This window comes from Oricola indica, assembly GCF_965227485.1.
Classification (GTDB): Bacteria; Pseudomonadota; Alphaproteobacteria; order Rhizobiales; family Rhizobiaceae; genus Oricola; species Oricola indica.
This window is the reverse complement of sequence record NZ_OZ245747.1, coordinates 321202-345317: the sequence shown is the minus strand read 5'-3', so window position 1 is coordinate 345317 and position 24116 is coordinate 321202. Positions and strand designations below refer to the sequence as shown.

The window sequence follows — 24116 nt, the reverse complement described above, 5'->3', positions numbered from 1 at the left end:
GAGGGGGCTTTCAAAGCCCAGAGGCCTTGGTGAGATTGACGCGGAAACGATCGCGCCGCCGCTGATATTTGCGCGTCATCTCCGCACTGGTGTGGCCAAGCTGCTTCTGAACATAGCGTTCATCAACCTCGGCAGATGAGGCGAGGCCCGCGCGCAGCGAGTGGCCAGCAAAGAGCTTTGCGCGCTCGCTTTCCGACAGATCACCGCGCACGCCAGCGGCAAGTGCGGCGCGCTTGACCAGGCGGGAGACCTCCTGGTCGTTGAGCCGTTGGGCGCCAACTGTCTTGCCCTGTCCGGTCACCCTGCGGAACAGCGGGCCATGGGCGACGCGTGCGAACTTGAGCCAGGTCTGCAGCGCCACGACCGGGCAGGTCGCGTCGGACGAACCGCGGCCGACCTCGACCTCGCGCCAGCCAGTCTTGCCGCGCAGCGTCACCAGCAGGCCTTTATCGAGGATTTCTATCCAGCCGCGGCCGTGTTCGGTCTGGTCGCGACCGCAGTCCAGGCCCACGACTTCGGAGCGCCGCAGGCCGCCAGCAAAGCCGAGCAGCAGCATGGCGCGGTCGCGCAGTCCGCGTAAGGTTCCGCGATCGAGCGTTTCCAGCATGGCGATCAAATCTTCTGGCAGCAACGCCTCCTTCTGGCGGGGAGGAGATGCGTGCTTGTTGCGAATACCGGCCATGACCGTGGCGATATGGCGGTCCTTCCTGTCGAGCGGTTGTCCGCGCTGCGCATAGTTCCATGTCAGGGAGGAGAGCCGGCGTTCGATCGTCGACACCGAGTTGGGCTTCTTGTCCCCGACTGCCCTGCCGGAAGCGCAAGCGGTGATATAGAGGCCGACGACTTGCGGATCCGGAGGGAGGATTTCGACGCCCTGCCGGCGGCACCAACCCGCGAAATGCTTCCAGTCTGAGGCGTAAGCGCGGCGGGTGTTGGCGGAACTTGCCGCTTCGACATAATCGCGCGCACGGTCGGCGAGCGCGTCGAGATTTGTCGGCAAGCGAAGGCTTGAGATAGCGGGAACGGAAGGTGAGGGGATTGCTGCCTTGCCGGCAGCGTTTTCCTGGGGTTCCTCGTTGAACAGGACGTCCAGGTCGATATCGGGCAATTCGTCTGCGGAGTGCGCCGGTTCGGTTTGATCGACACCCTGGGATGTTTGCTGTGATCGAGCGGAGCGTCCCTGAGCACGCTTTTTTGGGTTTTGATCGACGAGAGAGGCCATTTCTTCCATAAAGCGCAAAACGAATGATAATGCAAGATTATCGGTCGTTTTAGATTATCGACAGGCGCGGCGGTTTCTGCGCGAAACAGTAGCCTTAAGCGCCGTTCCATGATAGCCAGAATCATGGTGAAATCCCCTCGATTCGCGCTGCCGTCACCGCCGTCCTTTGCGCCGCTGCCGGCAGTGCTGCGTCCTAAAACCGAGCCGGAAGGCCCGGCGGATGCCGGCTTTCTGGCCGGTTCGGCGCTGGCCTGGCTGCACCAAATAGCCTGCGACGAGCATCCGATCGGCAGCCTCTGGCGGCAGCGCCTGGCGCTGGCCAATGCGGCGGCCTTGATGCCGATGCTGGGGCGTTCTGAGGACGAGGCGGCCCTGCGCGATGCCGTGATGCTCACACGTCCGGGCGACGATCCGGGACCGGCCGGCAAGGTTCTGATGGCGTGGCGGCGGCTGGCCGAGCGGCAGACGCAGCTCGTCGATGATTGGTGGCTGTCGGCCTCGGCCGTTTTGGGACTCAGCGTCGATGAACCGATGATCGATATCTACGCCGTCGCGGAGCGCCTCGCGCGCGGCGAGGCCAATCCCATCGCCACCGCGGCCGAGATGGTCGCGGTTTCGATGAAATTCGGCCCCGATGCCGAACTGCTGGCGCTGTGGCTCGCGGACGCCATGCTGGCGGCCCGGCTGAAATGGCCGCGTCCTGTGCCGTTGCTTGCCCTCGAGATCAGGCGCAAGGATCTGCGCACCGCACCGGACCACCTCGATGGGAACGGGCGCTGGCTGGCGACCTGTGCCGTGGCCTATGCCAGAGCCGCGGCGCGCGCCTCGGATCTGCATGCCGATCTGTGCCGGCGTGCGCAACGGCTCATGGCCGCAGCGCCGAAGATGCGCGCGAAACATGCCGACGAGGTGATGTTGATCCTCATGATGGAGGACGCTCAGACGGCTCGCTCGGCGACCAATGCAATGAGCGAGCGCGCCGCCCGACGGCTGTTCGAGCGTCTCGAGGCGTTCGGCGCCGTGCGGGAATTGACCGGGCGGCCGACCTTCCGGCTGTACGGATTGTGAGCGTAATGGCGGAGAGTTCGGCCAAACGGCGGAAGGGAAAACAGGGAGGCAAAGGCCGCCCGGACGACAACCTGTTCGACCGCGAACTCGATCATCTGCCGGCGGAAGTGCGCTGGCGCGAATGGATGAACCGCGTCGAGGCGGTTATTTTTGCGGCAAGCGACCCGGTAAGCCGTGAGACATTGGCGCGCATCGTCGGCAAGAGCTGCAGCATCGATCTCATCATCGACGATATCCGGGAGGAACTGCGCGGCCGCCCATACGATCTGGTTGCCGTCGCCGGTGGCTGGAGACATCTGACTCGGCCGGTCTATGGTGACGCTATCCGCGCGGCGATCGGCGCCAATGAACCTACGATCGACCTCAGCCAGTCCGAGATTCTGGTGTTGATGTGTATTGCCTATTTCCAACCGATCACGCGCGCGGAATTGTCGTCGTTCTTCGGCAAGGAGATCAGCCGCGATCTGATCGGCAAACTACGCGGTTTTGACATGATCGCGTCCGGGCCGCGCAGCCCGACGCCTGGCGCGCCCTACACCTACGTGACGACCCCTGGGTTCCTCACGGAGTTCGGTCTGAACACGCTGCGAGATCTGCCCGACTTCGAGGCGCTCGAAGATGCAGGGCTGCTGTCGAGGGAAAAATTGCTGGCCGGCGAGATCTCGCCGGAGCTTGCGGGCGCCGACGATAACGACGCGGACGCCGCCAACGAGGAATAGATGATCTATGCCAAGGCTGCTGGCCGCGATCCCGGGTTTGTTCGCGGCACGACCAGCGCCGCCGCGGTTCCAAGTGCCGCCGGACGCCAGCTGTAGGCGACACAGGCATCCCGGACGACCTGGTGACCGAAATCGCGACACAGCTTGTGTCGGTGGCGGCGGGCAGCGTCGTTGGTGGCAAGGCCCGTTCTTCGCTTCAGGTCTCGTCGCCCGCGCCATACGCGATACCATGCCCTGGGGCACCTGGTCGTGATCGTTGATGGTGGGGACGATCGGCACACCAGAAGCAGGAATGGATCGACGACTTGCAGATTAGCGCCGTCTAGCGGCGGCAGATGCCTGTTTGGCCATTTCCCATAAGCGGACCTTGCGACCGGCGCTCCCGCAAGTCGTGGTCGCGCCTCACTTTGGATACATCGGCCTTGCCGTTCAATAAGAACAGATATCCTTGACGGCCACGCCGAATGTTGCAGGCGCGGCTGGATCGGGCATTGCGGATCGCGGTGCCCGGCGGTGACTTTCCGACCTGTCCCTAATCATTCCTGGAAGTCCGGACCTCCGCATTACCCACCGCAGGAAATCACTTCAAGGGCAGCGTCTCTCGAGGGGACGAGGCCCCTGTCTAGTTTTCTTTGGGACCGCCTGCGGCAGCGCACTGAATTGCCACGGCCGTGATCGCGATCCAGACGAGCAAGCGCAGAGTCATCGCGCCAACCGTCCGCATCTCGAATGCCGAGCCTTGGTAGACGTGCAGGCCGAACAAGGCGAACACCACAGCGATCGCCGCCACCAGAGCGATGGAGAACGCAACCGCCCAGCGGCGCCCCATGGCGATCCCGAAACCGGCAAGGACATAGGCGAAACCCGACAGAAAATTGAACCACAAGACGAAGGGGACCGCATCTCCGGCGGCGGCCTGTGCGGCGGCCCCTCCGAACAGCGCCCTGCCGCCGGACGCGATCGTCAGGATGCCGAACACCACCGCGACGCCCGAGGCGATCACGCGTGGCCTGCTATGCGATGATTGCGATTTCATGGCTTTTTTCCCTTCTAATGATCCAGTACCCCATCGCGCAGATGGAACAGCTGGTCGAACCGGTCATAAATCTTCTCGTCATGCGTGACGGCGACAATGCAGGCGTCCTGTTCGGCGGCCAGCTTGCGCATCAGGTCCATCACGATCCCCGCCCGCTTGCTGTCGAGGGCTGCCGTCGGCTCGTCCGCCAGAATGATGCGCGGACTGTTGGCGAGGGCGCGGGCAATGGCCACGCGCTGCGCCTCCCCACCCGACAGAAGCGCTGGCATGGCGTCCTTGCGGTGGCCGATTTCGAGATAGTCGAGCAACTCTACCGCGCGGGCCTGCGCCTCGGCCGCGGTCCTGCCCGCCAGGCGCAGCACCAGCGCCACGTTGTCGGTGGCATTGAGGAAGGGCAGCAGGTTGTGGAACTGAAAGATAAAGCCGATCTTGTCGAGCCGAAGCTTGCGCAGGTCCCGCCGGAGCCAGCGATCGTCATAGACCCGCTCGCCGTCCAGCGTCACCCGGCCCTCGGTCGGATCGATGATGCAGCCGATGATGTTGAGCAGCGTGGTCTTGCCGGAGCCGGAGGGCCCGAGCAGCGCAACCACTTCGCCCCTGTGCACCGTCAGGTTGACGTCGCGCAACGCGTCCACGCGTGTTTCGCCCTCGCCATAGTGCTTGGAGACACCGGCGATCTCGATCAGGGGCTGGCGGCTCGAAGCGTCGGTCACGTCAACCTCCGATCGCCGTTGCGGGGTCTACCTTCAGGGCCGCGCGAACGCCGAGCCCGCTGGCGGCAATGCAGACCACGAGGATGATTCCGGCCAGGGCCGCCGCGTTCACGGGCTCCAGCACCACGCGGCGCGGAAATGCATCCTTGACAAGCAGGATCAGGATCAGCCCGAAACTCCACCCGACCATTCCGAGCGCCACCGATTGCTGGACGATCAGTGCCACAATCGTGCGGTCCGGAGCGCCGATCAGCTTGAGCGTGGCGATCTGTTTCAGTTTTTCCATCGTCATCGTGTAGATGATGAGCGCGATGACCACGGCCGAGACCGTCAGCAGGATGGCGAGAAACAACCCGATCTGCCGCTTGGCCCGGTCCACGACCGAGCCCAGCAGGATTGCCTCCTGCTCAGCCTGTGTCAGCGCCCCGAGGTGTTTCCACTGCCTCACCGTTCGCGCCACGTCCTCGGGATCGGCTGTCGGCTCGAGCCGTGCGATCACCGCCGCGACCGTATCCGCGCTCTCCAGAAGTCCGGCGCCGCGCGCGACCTGAACGCGCTGGGCAGGTGGCGCCAGCTGCGACTGCAGGGTCTGCGCATCGGAAAGGGTGACGAAGGCTGCGGGATCGCCGCCGGAATTCATCGTGTCCTCGACCAGGCCAACGACCGCGAAGCTGTTGCGGCCGAGACGGATGCGATCGCCGACGACAAGGCCCGTCTCGCGGTCGGCGACGAGCTCGAAGTGGGTCTGGGTGATGCCGCGGCCTTCGGCGATGGTCTGCGGCCCTCCGGGGCGGCCGGGCTCGAAACCGATGACATAGAGACGCAAGGTCTCTCCTGCGTGGTCGGCCTCGACGGTCTGATAAGTGATGCTACCGGCTTCGGAGACGCCGTGCAGCCGGATCACGGCATCGCGGGTGCCGCCGGGGATCTTCGACGCTTCCGCGAACGGCCCCTGGGTGTCGGCCTCCACGACCCAGAGATCGGCCTGCGGGGCTTTCACGATGTTCAGGGCGTCGGCCACCAGACCGTTGTAGATGCCGATCATGGCAAGAACGACCGCCATCAGCAGGCTGAGGCCAAGACAGGTCAGCACGAAACGGAAAAGGTTGTGACGCACGTCGCGATAGGCAAGGTTCATGGCGCGGATCCGCCTTGCACCCGCGCAATGCGACCTTCGGTGAGCCCCTTGACGGGAGCCGCGACCACCTGGGCGCCGTCCGGCAGTCCGCTCACGATCTCCAGTCGGGCGTCTTCGGTGCGATAGCCGAAGACCAGCGGAACCTCCAGCAGTCTTCCGTCCCGCACGGCCCAGACGCGTCCCCGATGCCCGTCAAAGCCGCTGACCGCGACCTCCGGCACCAGCAGGGCTTCCGGCAGCGTCGCCACCGTGATCCTGACCTCGGCCTGCTCGCCGAGATAGGGCTGTGGGGGACATTGGTTGCAGGCGATCCAGACGCGCCGCTCCTCGTTCACCCGATCGCTCTCGATGCCGATCCGCGCCACGGCGCCACTGAAGGCCTCGTGCGGCAGCGACCGCAGCCGCACCTCCGCGCCCTGGCCAAGGGCGACCGTGCCGGCGCGCGCTTCGTCGATATAGGCCAGCGTCCAGACCGTCGCCGGGTCCATCAGCGTGAAGATCGGCTCGCCCGCGCGCACGACCGTGCCTGCCTCGACATGGCGCTCGACCACGACCGCGTCGAAGGGTGCACGCAGAACGCGATACTCGAGGAGCGTCGATTCATAGCGAAGCCCGGCCTCGGCATCGGCGAGTTGGGCATGGGCGATCTCGACCTCGCTTTCGGCAACCGTCAGTTCGGCGGCCGCGACATCCACATCGCGCTGCGCCTCTTCCGCCGATTGCGCGGAGATCGCGCTGCGTCCGACAAGCTCCTGCTGGCGCGCGTTGGCCGCCTCGCGCTGCGCAAGGATCGCGCGGGCGCGGGTGACGCTGGCCTTGGTCTTGCCGAGCGTTGCGCCCGCGGCCTCGACCGCCGCCTCGGCCCGCGCCACGCGCGCCTGCTGTTCGGCGGTGTGCAGGCGGGCCAGGACCTGGCCTTTGGTGACCAAATCTCCACTGTCGACCGCAAGGTCGGTCAGCGCGGCGCCCACTTCGAAGCCGACCTTCGACACGATCCGCGCCTCGACAGTGCCAAGACCGTAGACGCGCACCGGGACGTTTTGCTCGGCCGACACGACCGGCACGACGAGGGGACGTTCGACGAGGAGAAAGTAGCCCCCCGCGCCAAGCGCGACCAGAATGGCCAATCCAAGAAAACTGCGACGCATCCTGCGGGTCATGTCTTGACCTCCTGGGGCGGCGGAACATGGAACAGTCTGAGTTGCTCGCCGAGCAGCCGGGCCCCCTCCGCCTCAAGCCCGAAGGCGCGACTGCCCAGCGACCAGCGGATCGCGAGGCCTTGCACGAGGGAAATCAGCAGGGCCGCGCAATCCTCCGGCTCGATGTCAAGGCGCATGGCGCCCCCCGCCTGGCCACTTTTGAGTTCCGCCGTCAGCAAGCCCTGGAAGCGCATCATCAACGCCCGGAAGCTCTGACGCAGTTCGGCATTTTCCGTTTGCAGTTCCCGCGAATGCAGGATGGCCGGGATCGCGGGATTGGCCTCGATCTGGCGCAGTTGAACGCGGATCAGCGCGATCAGCCGCAGTTCGGGATCCGCATTCCCGGCGAGTTCCGTCTGCCAGGCCGTGGTCATCGTCTCGACTATTGTCTCGGCCACGGCACGCCACACGGCCTGCTTGGTGGGGAAATGCCGAAAGATCGCGGCCTGTGTCAGACCGACCGCGTCGGCGATCGCCTGCGTTGTCAGCCTGTCGGGCCCAAGTTCGTCGGCGAGCAGCAAAGTGGCGGTCACTATCTCTGCCCTTCGCTGACCGGTGGATTTGCGGCCCATACGATGCTCCATATGTGAGTTATTGATCACTAACTAAGATTGCGAAGCTGTGGTGTCAAGGTCGCAAACTGGATGGAACTAGCTGACTGACAGATGAATCTCGTCGCGCCCGCACCTGTATTCCGTCTATGGGGGATCGACAGGAGGCGCGCCCTTTACGCGATTGCATCAGAATCGGGAGGATCGGGACCTGGCCGCGTTTCTCAATTGCGCCGGCCATCTGCCGGACAACAGCATCATGCGCTTCAACGAGACATCGGCGGGAATGGTGCTGGCCGAAGCGGCGCGCGAGCCTTCCACTGATACCATCGTGGTCGGGACACACGGGCGTTCGTGCCTGCGGCGATCGGAAAGATTACCGGTCTACAAATAAAGCTGGCGCGGCAAGTTTGCCGATCTGATAGTTTCAATCAGATCGGACGCCACGTTAGTCCAAGGAAGCGCATGAAGGACAGCCGGTCCTGGATCTGGAACTCCGCCTGGTCGTCCGACAGGCTGTAGAGCGCCTGGAGGACTATAATTTTGACCATCAGCACAGCGTCATAGGGCGGCCGGCCGCCTCTGGCGCCATCCGACCGCTTCAGCGCCTTGGCCAGCGGTTTGCGGAATACAGCCCACGGAACCACCGCATTCAACTTCTCGAGTGGATCGCCGGCTTCGCTCAGCCGAACGTACCGCTCGTCAAGGTCTCAAAACCCAGCCTGTCCCCGCATTCACCGCCTCCGTGCAAATCAGCAGGGGAAGTGAATCAAAACGCGCTCCCGATTGCGAGGTTTTTAGAGCCGTCCAGTTGAGCAAAAAGCTGTATCGTTCGTTCGATATTGACGGCCTGCTCTACGCCTCCCGCCTTATCGGGGCAGAGTGTCGCCGTCTACGATAGGGCAGTCAAAACCAAACTTGCCTCCCGCTCAGCTGTGGAACTTGTTCGCCACGCTGATTTGGCTTCCGCGCTTCGGTCCATCGGCGTGACGGTGAGGCGGACGATAGCTGCCAGTATCTCGACCTGTTTAAAGCGGAGGGCGTGTCTTCGGTAGCAGTCTCCTGATCGGGTCCACAAGCCAGGCTAGGAAGCATGGGCAGGTGTCAGGTAGATCCGCGTCTGCTCGGCCCCAGTCATTTGGCGAAGCACTAACCTTTGGAATCGGCGGCAAAGTCGATCTTCGCGCGCATGAGGGTCGACTTGCCTACTCGGCTGCTTCCGCTACAGGTGCCGGAATATAGTTGAGAACCGGCCCCAACCAGCGCTCGACTTCCTGCACGGGCATGTCCTTGCGCGCGGCATAATCTTCGACCTGGTCTCGTTCCACCTTTGCGACCCCGAAATACCGGCTTTCGGGATGCGCAAAATACAACCCCGACACCGACGAGCCCGGCCACATGGCGAAACTCTCGGTGAGTTGCACGCCAATCTTTTCCTCGGCATCGAGCAGGCGAAACAGCGTCGTCTTCTCGGTGTGATCGGGCTGGGCGGGATAGCCGGGCGCGGGGCGGATGCCGCGATAGCTTTCCGTAATCAGTTCCCCTGGCGAGAGTGCCTCGTCCTTGGCGTAGCCCCAGTATTCAGTGCGGACGCGCTCGTGCATGCGCTCGGCGAAGGCCTCGGCGAAACGGTCGGCCAATGCCTTGACCAGGATCGAGGAATAGTCGTCATTTGCGCGCTCGAAGCGTTCCGCGATCGCAGCCTCCTCGATGCCGGCCGTAACGACGAAGCCGCCGAGATAGTCCGCCTTGCCGCTGTCGGCCGGCGCGACGAAATCGGCCAGCGCCATGTTGGGACGGCCGTCGCGCTTCGAAAGCTGTTGGCGCAGGGTGAAGAAGGTCGCAAGTTCATCTTTGCGCCCGTCATCGGCATAAAGCCGGATATCATCGCCGACGGCATTTGCCGGCCAGAAACCGATGACCGCTTTCGGAGCAAACCATTTCTCGTCGATGATCTTCGACAGCATCGCCTGCGCATCGTCGAACAGGGCGCGGGCGGTGGAACCCTGTTTCTCATCCTCGAGGATCTTCGGATAGCGGCCCTTGAGCTCCCAGGTCTGGAAGAAAGGTGTCCAGTCGATATTGCGGGCGAGATCGGCTAGGTCCCAGGTTTCGAAGACCCGCGCGCCGAGGAATGACGGACGCGGCGGCTCGTAGGACGGCCAGTCTGTCCTGAACGCGTTATCGCGGGCCCGCGCCAGCGGTAACCGCCGCTTCTCTGATTCAGAGCGGGCACGGGCGTCCGCCACCTTGCGGTATTCGGCGCGCACGGTCTCGATGTAGCCGGGCCTCACTTGCGGCGACAAAAGGCTGGAGACGACGCCGACGGCCCGGCTGGCGTCATTGACGTGGACGGCCTGGCCGCGCTCGTAGCGCGGATGGACCTTTACCGCCGTGTGCACCCGGCTGGTGGTCGCGCCGCCGATCAGCAGCGGGATGTCAAAGCCCTCGCGTTCCAGTTCCGAGGCGACGTGGACCATCTCGTCGAGGGACGGCGTGATCAGCCCCGACAGGCCGATGATGTCGACCTTCTCTTCGCGCGCGACCTTGAGAATCTCCTCGCACGGCACCATCACGCCGAGATCGATGATCTCGTAGTTGTTGCAGGCGAGCACGACGCCGACGATGTTCTTGCCGATGTCATGAACGTCGCCCTTGACCGTCGCCATGAGGATCTTGCCGGCGCTGCTCCTGTCACCGCCGCCATTGAGGCGCTTCTCTTCCTCCATGTAGGGGAGCAGGTGGGCGACTGCCTGTTTCATCACGCGGGCGGATTTCACGACCTGCGGCAGGAACATCTTACCCGAACCGAACAGGTCGCCGACCACGTTCATGCCGGCCATCAGTGGTCCCTCGATAACCTCGAGTGGCTTGGCGGCGGCCAGCCGGGCCTCCTCGACATCGGCATCGATATAATCGGTGATGCCGTTGACCAGGGCGTGCGAGAGGCGCTTCTCGACGGGCCATTCGCGCCAGGCCAGGTCCTTCTCGCGTGCCTCGCGTCCGCCCGTCCCCCTGAAGCGCTCTGCGAGGTCGAGAAGGCGCTCGGTTGCTGTACCGTCGCCCTTCGGTGTGCGGTTGAGCACCACGTCTTCGCAGGCCTCGCGCAGTTCCTCGTCGATCGTCTCGTAGACGGCGAGCTGACCGGCATTGACGATGCCCATGTCCATGCCCGCCTGGATCGCGTGGTAGAGGAACACGGCATGCATGGCCTCGCGGACGGGTGCGTTGCCGCGGAAGGAGAACGACAGGTTCGACACGCCGCCGGAGACGTGGACGCCGGGCATGGTCTGCGTTATCACGCGCGCCGCTTCGATGAAGGCGCGGCCGTAATCATCATGCTCCTCGATGCCGGTGGCGACCGCGAAGATGTTGGGGTCGAAGATGATGTCCTCCGGCGCCATGCCGGCCTTTTCCGTAAGGAGCTGGTAGGCGCGGCGGGAGATCTCGACCTTGCGTTTCCTCGTATCGGCCTGGCCCTTCTCGTCGAAGGCCATAACGACGACGGCGGCGCCATAGGCGCGGCAGAGCTTCGCCTGTTCTAGGAACAACTCCTCGCCCTCCTTCATGGAGATCGAGTTGACGACCGGTTTGCCCTGCACGCATTTCAGGCCGGCCTCGATAATCTCCCATTTTGAGGAATCGATCATGACCGGCACACGCGCGATGTCGGGTTCGGCGGCGACGAGGTTGAGGAATTCGACCATCGCCTTTTGCGAATCGATCAGCCCCTCGTCCATGTTGACGTCGATGATCTGGGCGCCGTTCTCGACCTGGTCGCGGGCGACGTCGAGCGCGGTCGCGAAGTCGCCGGCGGTGATCAGCTTGCGGAACTTCGCCGAGCCGGTGACGTTGGTGCGCTCGCCGACATTGACGAAGGGGATTTCGTCCGTGAGCGTGAAGGGCTCGAGACCCGAAAGCCGCATCAGGGGCTCCACCTCGGGAACCACGCGCGGCGGATATTTGGCGACGGCCGCGGCGATCGCGGTGATGTGTTCGGGCGTCGAGCCGCAGCAGCCGCCGACGATGTTGACCAGCCCTTCGCGCGCGAAGCCCTCGATCTGGGCCGCCATCGCCTCGGGACTTTCGTCATATTCACCCATCTCGTTGGGTAGGCCGGCATTGGGATAGGCGCAGACCAGCGTGTCGGCGACGGCGGCCAACTCCGTGAGGTGCGGCCGCATCGCGCTGGCGCCGAGCGCGCAGTTGAGCCCGATCGTCAGTGGCCTCGCATGGCGCACCGAATGCCAGAAAGCGGTCGGCGTCTGGCCCGACAGAGTCCGGCCGGACAGGTCGGTGATCGTGCCGGAGATCATGATCGGCAGTTCGACGCCCTTTTCCTCGAAGATTTCGAAACAGGCGAAGATCGCGGCCTTGGCGTTGAGCGTGTCGAAGATGGTCTCGATCAAGATCAGGTCCGAGCCGCCGTCGATGAGGCCGCGCAGCTGTTCGCCATAGGCATGGCGCAGGTCGTCGAAGGTGACCGCCCGGTATCCCGGATTGTTGACGTCGGGCGAGATCGATGCCGTGCGGTTGGTCGGCCCGAGCGCGCCGGCGACGAAGCGCGGTTTGCCGTCCTGCTTCTCGGCGCGAAGCGCGGCGCGGCGGGCGAGCCGGGCGCCGTCGCGGTTCAGTTCGTAGACCATCCCCTCCATGCCGTAGTCGGCCTGCGCGATGCGCGTCGAGGAGAAGGTGTTGGTTTCGAGGATGTCCGCGCCCGCCATCGCATATTGGTAATGGATCTCTTCGATCGCGGCCGGCTGAGTCAGGATCAGGAGATCGTTGTTGCCCTGCAAATGGCAGGAACAGTCGCCGAAGCGCTCGCCGCGAAAATGATCCTCGCCGAGGTCCAGTCCCTGGATCTGGGTACCCATGGCGCCGTCGAGGACGAGAATTCGCTCTCGCGCGGCTTTCTGAAGCTCATAGCGCGAGTCCGATTTTTTCGATGTTTCCAACGGGCCGAATAGCGCGTCCACGGGAACGTGCGAATGTGACTTCACCAGTTTGCACCTCATGTTGAGAGGTATTTTCGTCACATAAAGATATGTTTATGTCAACATGCGCTTGGTGATACCTATGGGCACTGTAGGCGTGGCCGGTGAAACGAACGGCGGATGAACACCTCAAGTCCACCCCTCATTTCCGCGCGGTCGCGTCATTTCCGCTCATTCGATTTTGCTTCTTGACTTTGTCTCGCGATTTTCCCACCTCTTGTTGCATGGTCATTTTCAATCGCCTTACCGAGATAATGAACAGGGTCTGCCCGATCGCGGGAATCTGACCCCCGGCCCGGTCGCGTCGCGCCCCGGTCGAGGGGTATGCGGAGAGACGGCACAACTCGACAGGGCCCGATCCGCACAGCGGCGATTTCACGACATTGATAGACCCGGCGTCGCGACATCCGCGGGCGCCCCACTTCGAGGAGGTCGATATGGCCCCCGTTGCCGCGAGCATTCGCAAGCCAGCCATAACCCTTGGCCGGACGGACCATGACAAGCTGACGCGTCTCGCCGAAGCAGTTCAAGCGGGCAACGCAGAAGTCTCCGATGTGTTGCTTTCCGAACTCGACCGCGCGCGCGTCGTTCCCGATGCGCGCCTGGCCGAGGACGTCATACGCATGGGCTCGCATTTGCGATACGCAACCGAGACTGGAGAGGTTCGCGAAGTGACCCTTGTCTATCCGGTGGAAGCCGACATCTCCGCCGGCAGGATTTCCGTCCTCACGCCGATCGGCGCGGCCCTGATCGGCCTGTCCAGCGGACAGTCCATGGACTGGCGCGCGCGGGACGGACGCGTTCACCGCCTCGTGGTGGAAAGCGTGGGCGTGCCGGAACCGGGCGGGCAAGGGCAATGATCTCGCCGTCGCGTCTCGCGCTCTTCGGAGGCTGCCTGCTCGCAGGATCGTAACCCCTGCGCCGCCGTCGCGCGGCCAGGGGGCCCATCACATTCGTAGTTCACGACCGTGCCCTGCAAGGGCGCGATGGAGATTCACGATGCGACACGATACCTGCATTCTCACCACCAAGGACTTTGCGATGCTTGAGGCATTGTATGACCGCTATTCCTCAACATCCGGAAAGTGGCGCGCGCTTCTGTACCGCAAGTTGGATACTGTCAATATCCTATTCCGCGACGACGTTCCGCCGAACGTCGCGACGCTCAACAGCCGGGTTTGTTTTCGGATCGACAGCGGCGATGCCGATACCCGGGTCTTGTCCCATGACCGCATGACCTTGCCCGTCGGCCTTCTGCTGCCGTTGACCAGCCTGCGGGGCCTCGCGCTTTTCGGACTGCGTGAGGGGCAGGCGATCAGCATCGGCGATGACGAAGGCCAAACGGAGCACATCCTACTCGAGAGGGTTCTCTATCAACCCGAAGCGGCTCGCATGGAACGGGAAGCGGCATCGCGAGCCACCTTGCCCGCTTCCCGGCGCGCTGCGTTTCGGGTCGTCTCGGGCGGACTGGATGTCTCGCCATCGTCTGATCGTCGAAGGCCCTTCTCCGACGGTTCCGGAGATCCGGGGCCGTCGGCGGCGTGAGGCGCGGCGATCATGTTCGGCATTGTCCTCCTCCTTGTCGGCGGATCGCCGCCGCCGCTCGTCTCGTCCGGTGAAGTCTTCGCCGCGATCGTCCCGAGGCCGCATTCGGGAAAATCACGACAACAGCGGTCGCATTCATGAGCGCGGCCAATTTCCGGAGGTTGATCGCATGAAGGTAGCGGTTCTGGGCGGCGGGGTTATCGGTGTCACCACCGCGTATTATCTCGTAATGGCCGGCCACGAAGTCGAGTTGTTCGACCGTCGGGCCGATGTCGCCGAGGAAACGAGTTTCGCCAATGCCGGACAGGTGTCGCCCGGTTATTCGTCTCCATGGGCGGGACCGGGCATTCCGCTTAAGGCCCTGAAATGGCTCGCCATGCGCCACGGTCCCCTGTCGATCCGGCCGAGGCTGGATACCAAGATGTGGCGCTGGATGCTTGAAATGCTCCGCAACTGCACGGCCGACCGGTACGCGCTCAACAAGTCCCGCATGGTGCCGCTTGCGGAATACAGCCGTGATTGCCTGCGGCAACTGCGGGAGAAGACCGGCATCCGATACGACGAGAAAAGCCAGGGAACGCTCCAGCTCTTCAGGACCCGGCGGCAACTCGATGGCATCGCCAGGGACGTGGAGGTTCTTCGGGAACTCGGAGTCCCCCACCAGATCCTGAGCGAGAAGGAATGCCTGCTGGCCGAGCCCGGGCTTTCCGCGTCCACCGTGCCGCTGGCCGGGGGGCTGAGGCTTCCCAACGACGAAACGGGCGATTGCCGGATGTTCACCCGGGAACTCGCCGAACTGGCGGATCGCAAGGGCGTCCGGTTCCGCCTGAACAGCGAGGTGACGGACATAGCCACTGATGGCTACAAGGTCTCCGGTGTTGTCCACGGCGGCATCATACGTCGGTTCGATGCCTGCGTCGTCGCGCTCGGTTCCTGGAGTCCCGCGCTGCTGGCGCCACTGGGCATCAGGATTCCCGTCTATCCCGTGAAGGGGTACTCGCTGACGATCCCCATCACCGATCCCGAATTCGCGCCGGTTTCCACCGTCATGGACGAAACCTACAAGACGGCGATCACGCGGCTGGGCGGCAGGATCCGCGTGGGCGGCACCGCCGAACTCGCCGGGTTCGACCAGCGGCTCAGATCCGGAAGAAGGGCCGCGCTGGAGCATTCCTTCGGGCAACTGTTTCCGGCGGGTGGCGACATGCGCGCCGCGACATTCTGGACCGGCCTTCGGCCCATGACGCCGGACGGACCTCCGCTGGTCGGTCCGACCGGCATCGATGGGCTCTACCTCAACACAGGACACGGCACGCTTGGCTGGACCATGGCCTGCGGGTCGGCACGCGCCCTGGCCGACCTCGTCTCCGGACGTGAACCCTTGATCGACATGCGGCCGCTTTCAATCAGGCGGTACCGGACGTGAATGGATCGCCGCGATCCGGCGCGATCCTCTCGGTGGACCTTGACGCGCTCGCCGCGAATTACCGGACGCTGTCGACGATGGCCGGCCCGGGCCGATGCGCGGCGGTGGTCAAGGCGGATGCGTACGGACTTGGAGCGGGTCCCGTCTCGCGCCGCCTGACGGAGGAGGGTTGCGACACCTTCTTCGTGGCGACACTCGGTGAGGGGCTGGCGCTCCGTGCGATGCTCACAGACGATGTCGGCATATTCGTATTGAACGGGATCCCGCCGGGCGCGGAAACGGAGGCCGTCAGAGCTGATCTGGTGCCCGTTCTGAGTACTATGGGAGCGATCGAGCGCTGGCGTAACGAAGCGCATCGGCAAGGCGCTCCGCTGGACGCGGCGATCCAGGTCGATTCCGGAATGGCCCGGCTGGGCTTGTCGAGGGAGGATGTCCTGACGATCGCGGGGAATCCGGATCTGCTGTCCGGCATTCGCGCCGTCCTGTTCATGAGCCACCTGGCCTGCGCGGACGAGCCGTCAAGCCCGGCGAACATGGCGCAGTTGAAGGCGTTTCGCGGCTTGCGGTCTCTCTTCCCGCAAATCCCGGCATCCCTTGCCAACTCGTCCGGGATGTTCCTTGGCCGGAAGTACGGCTTCGATCTCGCGAGGCCGGGAGCGGCGCTCTACGGCATCAATCCGGTTCCCGGGTCGGAGAATCCGATGCGCCGGTGGTTTCGTTGATGGCGCGGGTTTTGCAGGTGAGGGAGGTCAACGAGGGGATCGCGGTCGGATACGGCCATCGTTACTGGGCGACGCGAGACCGGCAGCTGGCGGTGATCTCGATCGGCTACGCGGATGGCTGGATGCGTCATGTCGATCTGGGGGCAATGCACCGTGGAAAGCGATTACCGCTCGCGGGGCGGGTATCCATGGACAGCATCACCGTCGATGCGAGCGGCATCCCGCCGGATCGGTTGCGCGAGGGTGGCTGGGTGGACCTGATCGACGCTCGTCAGACGGTCGATGAGGTCGCCGCCGCCGCCGGTACGATCGGTTATGAGATCCTCTGCGGATTGGGGCAACGGATCGCCCGTGAATATGTGCATCCGCACGGGAATTAGGTGGAGACCGCGGGTGCGTTGCGGCATTGACCGATTTCGGGCAACGGGGTCGAGGCGGTGGCGAGGTCGCCTACGCCGCCTGAAGCCAGTAACGATCTGCTCCCGATTGTCTTGTTGGCGATTTTTTATTTAGTTTTTGATGGCGCGCGAATGACCGCCTGAGAATTGTTGTGTTGTCGACGGAGGAGTGTGGCGCGCGTTGCGGGTCGATGCGCGAGTATCCATACGGCAAGACATGCCTCGACTGGAACTTGATTGAAGGTACGCCTAACCCTTCTGCATGTCCGCATCGCGCGCCGTCCATGCGATCACCGGTATCCGATACCCATGACGTAATCCATCAAGAGGCTTTCCTCATGTTCCCTTTCATCGAGCAGCGCCTCGAGAATGTCGCGGGCGGTCATAACGCCTAGAGGATGTCTTGCGGCATCGATCACCGGCATGTGCATGAACCCGGTCTGCTTCATCCGGCTCCAGACTTCCTCGACTGGTTCGGAGGGTGCGCAGGTTTTCACATCGGCGGTCATCGCCGTTTCGACTGCCTCGGTACAGCTGCAGCCCGTGCAACGACTGATGCGGCTGACAATGTCGGTTCGGCTGACCACGCCCACAATGGCACCTCCCGCACCGAGCACGACGATCAGCCGGGTCTGTGCGTGATCGAACGCCTGCGCGGCGGCGATCAATCGCGCGGATCGGTCTACCGTCACCAGGCGGTTGCCTGCTGTTTCGATGAGGGTTTTGGATATCATGGATCCTTTCCCTCTCCATGCGGCATCGTCTGAATGTCACGAGGCCGCGCAGCAGGATTTCGTTTTCTTGGTCTGATCGGAAAGGTCGCCTTCTGGAGAACGGTGCCCTCTTCGTCGATGATGAACCGGCATGCACGGTTGCCGTGGTGAAAGGTCAGCCGCCAACGTCCGGCGTCTTCGTCAACACCGGCTTCGCAGCGCGATGTGATCGCGCCTTTTCGCATACGCGCCTTGATCTCGTCTTGCGAAAGACGGAACGTGTCCGCCAGCAGCGCGGCATCGATGACAAAATCCCCGGCCTTGGCTTGGATAGATGTCATGACGCGTCTCTCCAGTAGCCATTTGCCGCCGCCACGGTGGCGAAATGTGTCGCCACGACCTGACTGGACGCGATCAGGGCGTCGGTATCCTCTGCATAAACGGGCCGCAACTTGTCGCGCACCTCCGCGTCCGGCTGGGTCATCTTGATGGCGACACGGGCCAATTTTACTGCAAGTTCATAGCCCTCTTCGGGCGTCTTTGTCTTCAGCGTGGGCAGCCAAGTTGTCATGTCGATTACCTTTTGTTTCGAGTGGATTGACTTGTGGCAGAGGATCCTGGGGCCCGATCACGCGCCAGGCACTGCCATCGAGATCTTCGAACTGGTTCGTGCGCATCGCCCAGAGGAAGGCCAGGAGCCCGATCAGCCCCATAACCACCGACACCGGTATGAGGACGATCAGGTATGTCATGATGCTTCCCTGGCGATCGCACGCCATGCGTGCCATGCGCCGTATCCGAGGACCGGGAACACGACCGCCAGTGCCAGTAGTCCGGTCGCGGCAGAAATGACCATGCCCGTGGCGACGATCCCGCCCCAGGCGAGGCAGGGCGCGAGGTTGTGCGTCGTCATGGCAAAGCTGAGGCCCATCGCGGTCAACGCGTCGCGCCGTTCTGACATGAGCATCGGAAGCGAAAACAAGCTGAGAGCAAAGGCGAAGGCCGCGAAGAGTCCCCCGACAGCCGAGCCCACGGCTAGCAGTGCCCATCCGCGCGGCGTGGTGAACACGTTCCCGAGGGCGTCGCCAGCGCCCGGGAAGGGCGCGAGTCCGAAAAAGAGCGCGTAGAGCAGATCGGCTGCGCGCAGCCAGAACAAGACAAGGAGGCCCAGCAACAGTCCCGCATAGGCCAGTTGCGCTCCGGAGGCTGGGCGGACCACCAGCATCTGGCCCAGCGATGTCGTCTTGCCTTCACTTCGGCGGCGGCTCTGTGCGTAAAGGCCGATCGCGAGAAACGGACCGACGATCAGGAAACCCGAGATCGCCGGCAGGGCAAGATAGAGAAGTTCCAAGGCGGCAAGTCCCCAGAGCACGGCATAGGAGAGCGCCAGGAGAAAGACGCCATAGGAAAGGCTTTGCCCCGGCGCGGCGCGCAGGTCGCGCCAGCCGGCGACAAGCCAGTCGAGTGCCGAGCGCGCGGGCAGGCCGCGGGCCATTGACGAGGCGGGGCGCTGCGGCGGGCGAATGGTGGGAAGCGGTTCCAGCATCGGTCAAGCCTTTCAGCAGGAGGGTTTCGCAGCCACGGCTGCCCCTTCGACGGCGGCGCAGGCGGGTTGCGAACCAAGCGCCACAATGACGAGATGCGCATTGGCGGCCAGAACCAGGCCGATCGCCGCCGCTCCGCCGAGCAGGGCGAGGTGTCTTTGGGTCCGGGCGGTCATTCGCTGTCTCCTTGGGACAGTCGCGCGACATGGAGCGCGAGAAGGTTGATCTCGGCCTCGCTCAGCCTGTCGGACCAGGACGGCATAACGCCCTGTCGCCCCCTTGCGAGGGTTTTCGCCACGCTATCGCGGTCCTGCCCGTAGATTACGGCCCGATCGGCGAGGGATGGCGCGCCATTCAGCAACCCGCCGATGCCACGTTCCCCGTGGCAGGCAACGCAATTCTCTTCGAACAAGAGGGCCCCAGCGCTGTCATGGGCGGCGGTACCCGATGGCAGCGCGACGACATACTCCGACAGGGCCAGGCGGTCGGCCCGCTCCATCCAGTCGAAGGCGGGCATCTGGGCCCAGCGGGTGTCGGGATGGTCGGTATTGATGCCGACGTGCAGCGTCTCGGCTATATGCTCGGGCGCGCCGCCCCAAAGCCAGTGTGAATCTCCCAGGTTCGGGTAGTCCGGGCCGCCCGCGCCTGACCTGCCGTGACAGGCGGCGCAATTATCCTGGAAGAGCCGATCTGCCGCAGGCATGGCGGTGGCCATCAGGGCGTTATCGCCTGCCAGCGCGGCGAAATCGGGATCGCGGAAGCGCGCAAGCCAGTCGGCGCGAAGGTCTGTGAGATCGCGCAGACGTTCCACGGCGATGTCGCCCTGATCGAGCCCGAGGATCCCGCGGCTGTAATCGCGCCCCAGCGGCCAGGTGGGTAGCAGGATCCAGGCGACGACCGAGTAGGCGAATGCCAGGGCCAGCGCGACCAGCGCAATCTTCGGGAAGGGCGTGTTGAGTTCCTTGATCCCGCCCCATTCATGGCCGGTCGTATCATAGCCGGTAACCGGATCGACCTCGCGATTGCCGGTATGCAGGTCCGCGCCGGGGAGTGTCTTGGGATCGGTCGTCATGGCCGATCCCTCGCGTCTGGGCAGGGCAGGATGGACCTCCCGATTCGCTCCTGCTCGGCGCGCCGTTTGGGATTGTAGGCGCGGACAAGCACGATCAGGAGAAAGCCGCCCATCCAGATCGGACCGAAAGTCTTGGCGATAAGCACCAGCGTCTCGTGGCTCATTGCGCGCCCTCCGTCGGCAGGTCGTAGGGTGCGCCGGTGAGCGTGCCGAGCGACTGGAGATAGGCCACGAGCGCGTCCATTTCGGTCAGGCGGCCCGGATCGCCGTCGAACAAGCGCACGGCCAATTCCTCGCCATAGCGTGTCCGGACTCCTGCGGCGCCGTCCGAGTCCGGACGGCTCTGGCCGAGGGCGTCGCCTTCGGCGCTGGTGATCATTTTCTCGTCATAGGGCACGCCCATGCGGGCAAGCGTCGCAAGGCTGTCTTCCAGAAGATCGGTGTCGAGCGGCTGCACCAACCAGGGATAGGCGGGCATGATGGACACGGGGACGACGCTTCGCGGGTTGATCAGATGCGCCACATGCCAGTCGTCGGAATACTTGCCCCCGAGGCGGGCCAGGTCCGGCCCCGTGCGCTTCGAGCCCCAGAGCATCGGGTGGTCCCACGCGCTTTCGGCGGCCAGAGAGTAAGGGCCGTAGCGGTCGATCTCGTCTGCAAGGCTGCGCACCATCTGGGAATGACAGGCATAGCATCCCTCGCGGATGTAGATCTCGCGCCCGGCGAGTTCCAGCGGCGTGTGCGGGCGCAAATCGTCGGGAATCACGACCGTCTCCTCGATAGTGAAAAGAGGTGCGATCTCGACGAGCCCGCCCACCGAGGCCACCGCAATGATCGCGCCCACAAGTCCCATGGAGAGCTTCTCGAGGTTGTAGTGAAGCTTCAGCATTGGCTCACTCCGCCGGTTGGGCCGCTAGCGGGCGGTCGGTCGCGTCAACACTGTCGCCCGCGGCACGCATCGTGGCGCGGCAGTTCAGGGCGCAGATCACCGCGCCGGCAAGGAACAGGGCCCCACCCAAGGCGCGCGCGGCGTAATAGGGCAGCATCGCCTCGACCGACTCGATGAAGCTGTAGGAGAGCGCGCCGTTTTCGTCATAGGCGCGCCACATGAGCCCCTGCGTGATGCCGGCGTTCCAGAGCGAGACGACATAGATCAGCGTGCCCGCGATCGCGAGCCAGAAGTGCCATTCCACTGCGGCCGGCCATGCCATCTCCTCGCGCCCCCAGAGCTTGGGAACGAGTGTATAGATCGCTCCGAACACGATCATCGCCACCCAGCCCAGCGTGCCGGAATGTACGTGCCCCACTGTCCAGTCGGTGTAGTGCGAGAGCGAATTGACCGGGCGGATGGCGAGGAACGAGCCCTCGAAGGTCGAGAGCCCGTAGAACACCGCCGCCACGAACATGAAGCGCAGCGTCGCATCGTCGCGCACCTTGTGCCACGCGCCATTGAGCGTCGCGATGGCGTTCCCGGCCGAAGCCCAGGAGGGCACCAGAAGCATCACGGAGAAGGTCATGCCGAGCGTCTGCACCCAGTAGGGCAGCGCCGTGTAGTGAAGGTGGTGTGACCCCGCCCACATATAGAAAAATACGATGCCCCAGAAGCTTAGGATCGAGAGCCGATAAGACCAGATGGGCCGTTGCGCACGCACTGGCAGGAAGTAGTAGAGCATGCCCAGAAACCCGGCCGTCAGAAAAAACGCCACGGCGTTGTGCCCGTACCACCACTGGATCATCGCATCCTGTACGCCCGACCAAATCGTGAAGCTTTCGCCCGAGCCCCAAGTGACCGGAACGGCAAGGTTGTTGACGATGTGCAGCATCGCAACGACCAGGATGAAGGCCATGTAATACCAATTGGCGACATAGATATGTGGCTCGGTCCGGCGCGCGAGCGTGCGGATGTAGAGCGTGAAATAGGTCACCCAGACCACGATCAGCCAGAGATCTGCATACCATTCGGGCTCGGCATACTCCTTGGATTGGGTCTGTCCCATCAGGTAGCCGGTCGCGGCCCAGACGCAGAACAGGTTGTAACCGATGATCACGAACCACGGGCTGACCGCATCCGCCAGCCGCGTCCGCGCGGTGCGCTGCAGCACATAAAACGAGGTCGCGATCAGCGCGTTGCCGCCGAAGCCGAAGATCACGCCCGAGGTGTGCAGGGGGCGCAGCCGCCCGTAGCTCGTGGCAGGCCAAAGCGGTGTCGCCTCGGGCCAGTACATCAGCGCGGCGAGCCAGACGCCCACCCCCATGCCGAGAACCGCCCAGATAAGCGTCATCACGATGCCGAATCGGGTCGGCGCGTCGTAATACCGGGTCAGGCGATCGGCGCGCGGCTCCGGCTGATCGTAAAGCGCGCCACTCAGAACGAAGACGAGAGCCAGTCCGAGGATCATCGCGATGCCGCCATGCAGGGCCATCGGCCCCTGCTTCGCCGCGGCCGCCATCGAAAGACCCAGAATGGCGAGCATCACCGACAGCCCGATGCCGATCTGTCGTTCCGCCGTTGTCAGGGTTGCGGTCACGGCCATTCAAAATGTCCCTTTGTTTATGCCACTCGAAGCGGCGTCAGAGCGATATCCGCGAGTGTCGTGCGGTCGAGATCGGCGAGAAAGGTTGCTTCGGCGGCGCGAAGGCGGCTCTTGAGCCGGCATTGTCCAAAAAGAGTGCAGGCGCAGCCGTCCGCGCCTAGGCACTCGACGAGCGATTGGCCTTCCTCGAGCAGGCGGATGACGGCACCGAGCCGGATCTCCGATGCCGGTCGGGCAAGTGCGGCACCACCGCCACCGCCACGACGGGTCTCGATCAGTCCGGCGCGGGCGAGGCGCTGCACGATCTTGGCCAGATGGTTGCGCGAGAGCCTGAACTCATCGGCCAGTTCGGCGGTCGAGAAGGCGCGTTCGGGCGCGCTCGCCATGCGCATCAGCATCCGCAATCCGTAGTCGGTGAAGGAGGTGAGACGCATCGCCGCTGCTCTCGTTTCTTAATTGGTATATACAATACCTATTAATAGATCTAGGCTTGATTGCAAGACGAAAGCCGAGAGACGCTCATGCCCACTCCCGAAACGTCCCCAAGGGACACTTCCGCGCGGCCGGAGATGACCGCTGCGATTACGGCTGAAACCGGCCTCGACGAAGAGGTTCTGTATGACCTCGTGCACGGTTTCTACCGCAAGGTCCGTCGCGACCCGGTTCTCGGCCCGGTCTTCGCCGCACGCATTACCGATTGGTGCCCGCATCTGGAGCGTATGGTTGCCTTCTGGTCCTCGGTCGCGCTGATTACTAGGCGTTACCATGGCCGCTCGGTGCCGGTGCACGCACCCCTGCCGATCGGCAAGGCCATTTCGAGCGTTGTCTTGACCTCTTTGGTGCGACAGCGCGCGAGACTTGCTCGCACGCGGGTGCCCAGCATGTCATCGAGCGCGCCGAACGCATCGCCCGTTCACTCCTCATCGCGATATCGGAAGCGCAGGACGCCACCGATGCCGCTCCCATACTCCGCTGACGAAAGGATGTTCTCATGACCGATGTTGCCCCGATCCATGATGCTGCCGAGCTGACCCGGTATATCGAAACCCGCTACCACGCGCGCCATCGCGATCAGCTGCCGCTTCTGGCCGAGATGTCCGAGAAGGTAGAGAACGTCCATTCCGGTGCCGAAAGCGTGCCCGAAGGCCTCTCCCAAATCCTGCGCCGCATGATTGGGGAGATGGAAGTGCACATGAAGAAGGAGGAGCTTATTCTCTTTCCCGCCATCCGCAGGGGCGGTGGGCCCGGAATTGAGAACCCGATCTCCGTGATGCGCGCCGACCATGACGATCATGTCGCCGAGGTCGCCGAGATCCGCCGACTCACCGCCGAACTGACATTGCCGCAGGGAGCTTGTGGCACCTGGACAGCGCTTTATGGCGGGCTTGATGAGTTCATTACCGATCTCGAGGAGCACATGCGGCTGGAAAACGAAGTGCTCTTCCCGCAATTCGAACCGGAAGGCCTGACACATGGCTGACCTTCACTTTCGAAAAGAAACCCGAGCGCCTGCCGAACTGCG

At 63.8% G+C, this 24116-nt stretch carries 27 protein-coding genes and 1 pseudogene; 9 read left to right on the top strand and 19 right to left on the bottom strand.

Annotated features, from left to right (window positions below):
- Nucleotides 1-10 precede the first annotated feature (10 nt).
- The gene (locus tag ACQK2M_RS01810; RefSeq protein WP_425416371.1) at nucleotides 11-1222 is read right to left on the bottom strand and encodes a site-specific integrase; all 1212 of its coding nucleotides are present in this window, start codon (nucleotides 1220-1222) and stop codon (nucleotides 11-13) included.
- Between the two features lie 123 nt (nucleotides 1223-1345).
- Between ACQK2M_RS01810 and ACQK2M_RS01805 the strand changes: the two genes are divergently transcribed.
- Both ACQK2M_RS01805 and scpB read left to right on the top strand, forming a co-directional pair.
- On the top strand, nucleotides 1346-2290 hold the full coding sequence (locus tag ACQK2M_RS01805) for a DUF1403 family protein (protein WP_425416370.1): 945 nt from the start codon (nucleotides 1346-1348) through the stop codon (nucleotides 2288-2290).
- A gap of 5 nt (nucleotides 2291-2295) precedes the next feature.
- Nucleotides 2296-3009: an SMC-Scp complex subunit ScpB gene (scpB, locus tag ACQK2M_RS01800; protein WP_425416369.1), complete on the top strand. Its 714-nt coding sequence runs from the start codon at nucleotides 2296-2298 to the stop codon at nucleotides 3007-3009.
- Nucleotides 3010-3631: 622 nt separating this feature from the next.
- On the opposite strand, the gene ACQK2M_RS01795 is transcribed toward scpB, so the two are convergent.
- From ACQK2M_RS01795 to metH, 7 genes and pseudogenes are all read right to left on the bottom strand, one after another.
- Complete coding sequence (locus ACQK2M_RS01795) at nucleotides 3632-4045, bottom strand: hypothetical protein (RefSeq protein ID WP_425416368.1); 414 nt, start codon at nucleotides 4043-4045, stop codon at nucleotides 3632-3634.
- A 14-nt stretch (nucleotides 4046-4059) separates the two neighbouring features.
- Nucleotides 4060-4758, bottom strand: coding sequence for an ABC transporter ATP-binding protein (locus ACQK2M_RS01790; protein ID WP_425416367.1), 699 nt, complete (start codon nucleotides 4756-4758; stop codon nucleotides 4060-4062).
- A gap of 1 nt (nucleotide 4759) precedes the next feature.
- Nucleotides 4760-5896 carry an ABC transporter permease gene (locus ACQK2M_RS01785; protein ID WP_293292366.1) on the bottom strand — a complete coding sequence of 379 codons (1137 nt, stop codon included), beginning with the start codon at nucleotides 5894-5896 and terminating at the stop codon, nucleotides 4760-4762.
- Nucleotides 5893-7056: an efflux RND transporter periplasmic adaptor subunit gene (locus ACQK2M_RS01780; protein WP_425416366.1), complete on the bottom strand. Its 1164-nt coding sequence runs from the start codon at nucleotides 7054-7056 to the stop codon at nucleotides 5893-5895. The genes ACQK2M_RS01785 and ACQK2M_RS01780 overlap by 4 nt, the downstream gene beginning before the upstream one ends.
- On the bottom strand, nucleotides 7053-7628 hold the full coding sequence (locus ACQK2M_RS01775) for a TetR/AcrR family transcriptional regulator (protein ID WP_425416365.1): 576 nt from the start codon (nucleotides 7626-7628) through the stop codon (nucleotides 7053-7055). The genes ACQK2M_RS01780 and ACQK2M_RS01775 overlap by 4 nt, the downstream gene beginning before the upstream one ends.
- A 467-nt stretch (nucleotides 7629-8095) precedes the next feature.
- Nucleotides 8096-8332: pseudogene (locus ACQK2M_RS01770) on the bottom strand (transposase); the annotation flags it as partial.
- 519 nt (nucleotides 8333-8851) lie between these two features.
- Complete coding sequence (gene metH / locus ACQK2M_RS01765; protein ID WP_425416364.1) at nucleotides 8852-12661, bottom strand: methionine synthase; 3810 nt, start codon at nucleotides 12659-12661, stop codon at nucleotides 8852-8854.
- Between the two features lie 416 nt (nucleotides 12662-13077).
- Between metH and rnk the strand changes: the two genes are divergently transcribed.
- The 5 genes from rnk to ACQK2M_RS01740 all read left to right on the top strand — a co-directional run bounded on the left by rnk (nucleotide 13078) and on the right by ACQK2M_RS01740 (nucleotide 16713).
- Nucleotides 13078-13500 (top strand): nucleoside diphosphate kinase regulator, encoded by a 423-nt coding sequence (gene rnk / locus ACQK2M_RS01760; protein WP_425416363.1) that lies wholly within the window; start codon nucleotides 13078-13080, stop codon nucleotides 13498-13500.
- A 139-nt stretch (nucleotides 13501-13639) separates the two neighbouring features.
- Nucleotides 13640-14185 carry a nucleoside-diphosphate kinase gene (locus ACQK2M_RS01755; protein ID WP_425416362.1) on the top strand — a complete coding sequence of 182 codons (546 nt, stop codon included), beginning with the start codon at nucleotides 13640-13642 and terminating at the stop codon, nucleotides 14183-14185.
- A complete protein-coding gene (locus tag ACQK2M_RS01750; RefSeq protein WP_425416361.1) occupies nucleotides 14112-15611 on the top strand; it encodes a D-amino acid dehydrogenase in 1500 nt (499 codons plus the stop codon). The genes ACQK2M_RS01755 and ACQK2M_RS01750 overlap by 74 nt, the downstream gene beginning before the upstream one ends.
- A complete protein-coding gene (locus ACQK2M_RS01745; protein ID WP_425416360.1) occupies nucleotides 15608-16333 on the top strand; it encodes an alanine racemase in 726 nt (241 codons plus the stop codon). Before ACQK2M_RS01750 ends, ACQK2M_RS01745 begins: the two co-directional genes overlap by 4 nt.
- The gene (locus tag ACQK2M_RS01740) at nucleotides 16333-16713 is read left to right on the top strand and encodes an alanine racemase (protein WP_425416359.1); all 381 of its coding nucleotides are present in this window, start codon (nucleotides 16333-16335) and stop codon (nucleotides 16711-16713) included. Before ACQK2M_RS01745 ends, ACQK2M_RS01740 begins: the two co-directional genes overlap by 1 nt.
- A gap of 308 nt (nucleotides 16714-17021) precedes the next feature.
- Here ACQK2M_RS01740 and ACQK2M_RS01735 read toward each other — a convergent pair whose 3' ends face one another.
- Genes ACQK2M_RS01735 through ACQK2M_RS01685 form a run of 11 tightly spaced genes read right to left on the bottom strand, consistent with a single transcriptional unit; the run spans nucleotide 17022 to nucleotide 23028 of the window.
- Nucleotides 17022-17465 carry a CBS domain-containing protein gene (locus ACQK2M_RS01735; RefSeq protein ID WP_425416358.1) on the bottom strand — a complete coding sequence of 148 codons (444 nt, stop codon included), beginning with the start codon at nucleotides 17463-17465 and terminating at the stop codon, nucleotides 17022-17024.
- Complete coding sequence (locus ACQK2M_RS01730) at nucleotides 17462-17785, bottom strand: DUF6522 family protein (protein ID WP_425416357.1); 324 nt, start codon at nucleotides 17783-17785, stop codon at nucleotides 17462-17464. Before ACQK2M_RS01730 ends, ACQK2M_RS01735 begins: the two co-directional genes overlap by 4 nt.
- Nucleotides 17782-18015 carry a hexameric tyrosine-coordinated heme protein gene (locus ACQK2M_RS01725; protein ID WP_425416356.1) on the bottom strand — a complete coding sequence of 78 codons (234 nt, stop codon included), beginning with the start codon at nucleotides 18013-18015 and terminating at the stop codon, nucleotides 17782-17784. The genes ACQK2M_RS01730 and ACQK2M_RS01725 overlap by 4 nt, the downstream gene beginning before the upstream one ends.
- Nucleotides 17963-18196, bottom strand: a complete 234-nt coding sequence (gene ccoS / locus ACQK2M_RS01720; RefSeq protein WP_425416355.1) for a cbb3-type cytochrome oxidase assembly protein CcoS — start codon at nucleotides 18194-18196, stop codon at nucleotides 17963-17965. Before ccoS ends, ACQK2M_RS01725 begins: the two co-directional genes overlap by 53 nt.
- On the bottom strand, nucleotides 18193-18990 hold the full coding sequence (locus tag ACQK2M_RS01715; RefSeq protein WP_425416354.1) for a DUF2189 domain-containing protein: 798 nt from the start codon (nucleotides 18988-18990) through the stop codon (nucleotides 18193-18195). Before ACQK2M_RS01715 ends, ccoS begins: the two co-directional genes overlap by 4 nt.
- 12 nt (nucleotides 18991-19002) lie before the next feature.
- Entirely contained in the window at nucleotides 19003-19164 is a 162-nt protein-coding gene (locus ACQK2M_RS01710) for a hypothetical protein (protein ID WP_425416353.1), read from the bottom strand.
- On the bottom strand, nucleotides 19161-20060 hold the full coding sequence (ccoP, locus tag ACQK2M_RS01705; RefSeq protein WP_425416352.1) for a cytochrome-c oxidase, cbb3-type subunit III: 900 nt from the start codon (nucleotides 20058-20060) through the stop codon (nucleotides 19161-19163). Before ccoP ends, ACQK2M_RS01710 begins: the two co-directional genes overlap by 4 nt.
- Entirely contained in the window at nucleotides 20057-20224 is a 168-nt protein-coding gene (locus ACQK2M_RS01700; protein ID WP_425416351.1) for a cbb3-type cytochrome oxidase subunit 3, read from the bottom strand. Before ACQK2M_RS01700 ends, ccoP begins: the two co-directional genes overlap by 4 nt.
- Nucleotides 20221-20949: a cytochrome-c oxidase, cbb3-type subunit II gene (ccoO, locus tag ACQK2M_RS01695; RefSeq protein WP_425416350.1), complete on the bottom strand. Its 729-nt coding sequence runs from the start codon at nucleotides 20947-20949 to the stop codon at nucleotides 20221-20223. The genes ACQK2M_RS01700 and ccoO overlap by 4 nt, the downstream gene beginning before the upstream one ends.
- A 4-nt stretch (nucleotides 20950-20953) precedes the next feature.
- The gene (gene ccoN, locus ACQK2M_RS01690; RefSeq protein WP_425416349.1) at nucleotides 20954-22594 is read right to left on the bottom strand and encodes a cytochrome-c oxidase, cbb3-type subunit I; all 1641 of its coding nucleotides are present in this window, start codon (nucleotides 22592-22594) and stop codon (nucleotides 20954-20956) included.
- Between the two features lie 17 nt (nucleotides 22595-22611).
- Nucleotides 22612-23028: an Rrf2 family transcriptional regulator gene (locus tag ACQK2M_RS01685; protein ID WP_425416348.1), complete on the bottom strand. Its 417-nt coding sequence runs from the start codon at nucleotides 23026-23028 to the stop codon at nucleotides 22612-22614.
- An 87-nt stretch (nucleotides 23029-23115) separates the two neighbouring features.
- Here ACQK2M_RS01685 and ACQK2M_RS01680 point away from each other — a divergent pair, with 87 nt between their 5' ends.
- Together ACQK2M_RS01680 and ACQK2M_RS01675 are read left to right on the top strand one after the other, a co-directional pair.
- Nucleotides 23116-23589: a group III truncated hemoglobin gene (locus ACQK2M_RS01680; protein ID WP_425416347.1), complete on the top strand. Its 474-nt coding sequence runs from the start codon at nucleotides 23116-23118 to the stop codon at nucleotides 23587-23589.
- Nucleotides 23586-24074, top strand: a complete 489-nt coding sequence (locus ACQK2M_RS01675; RefSeq protein ID WP_425416346.1) for a hemerythrin domain-containing protein — start codon at nucleotides 23586-23588, stop codon at nucleotides 24072-24074. Before ACQK2M_RS01680 ends, ACQK2M_RS01675 begins: the two co-directional genes overlap by 4 nt.
- Nucleotides 24075-24116 lie beyond the last annotated feature (42 nt).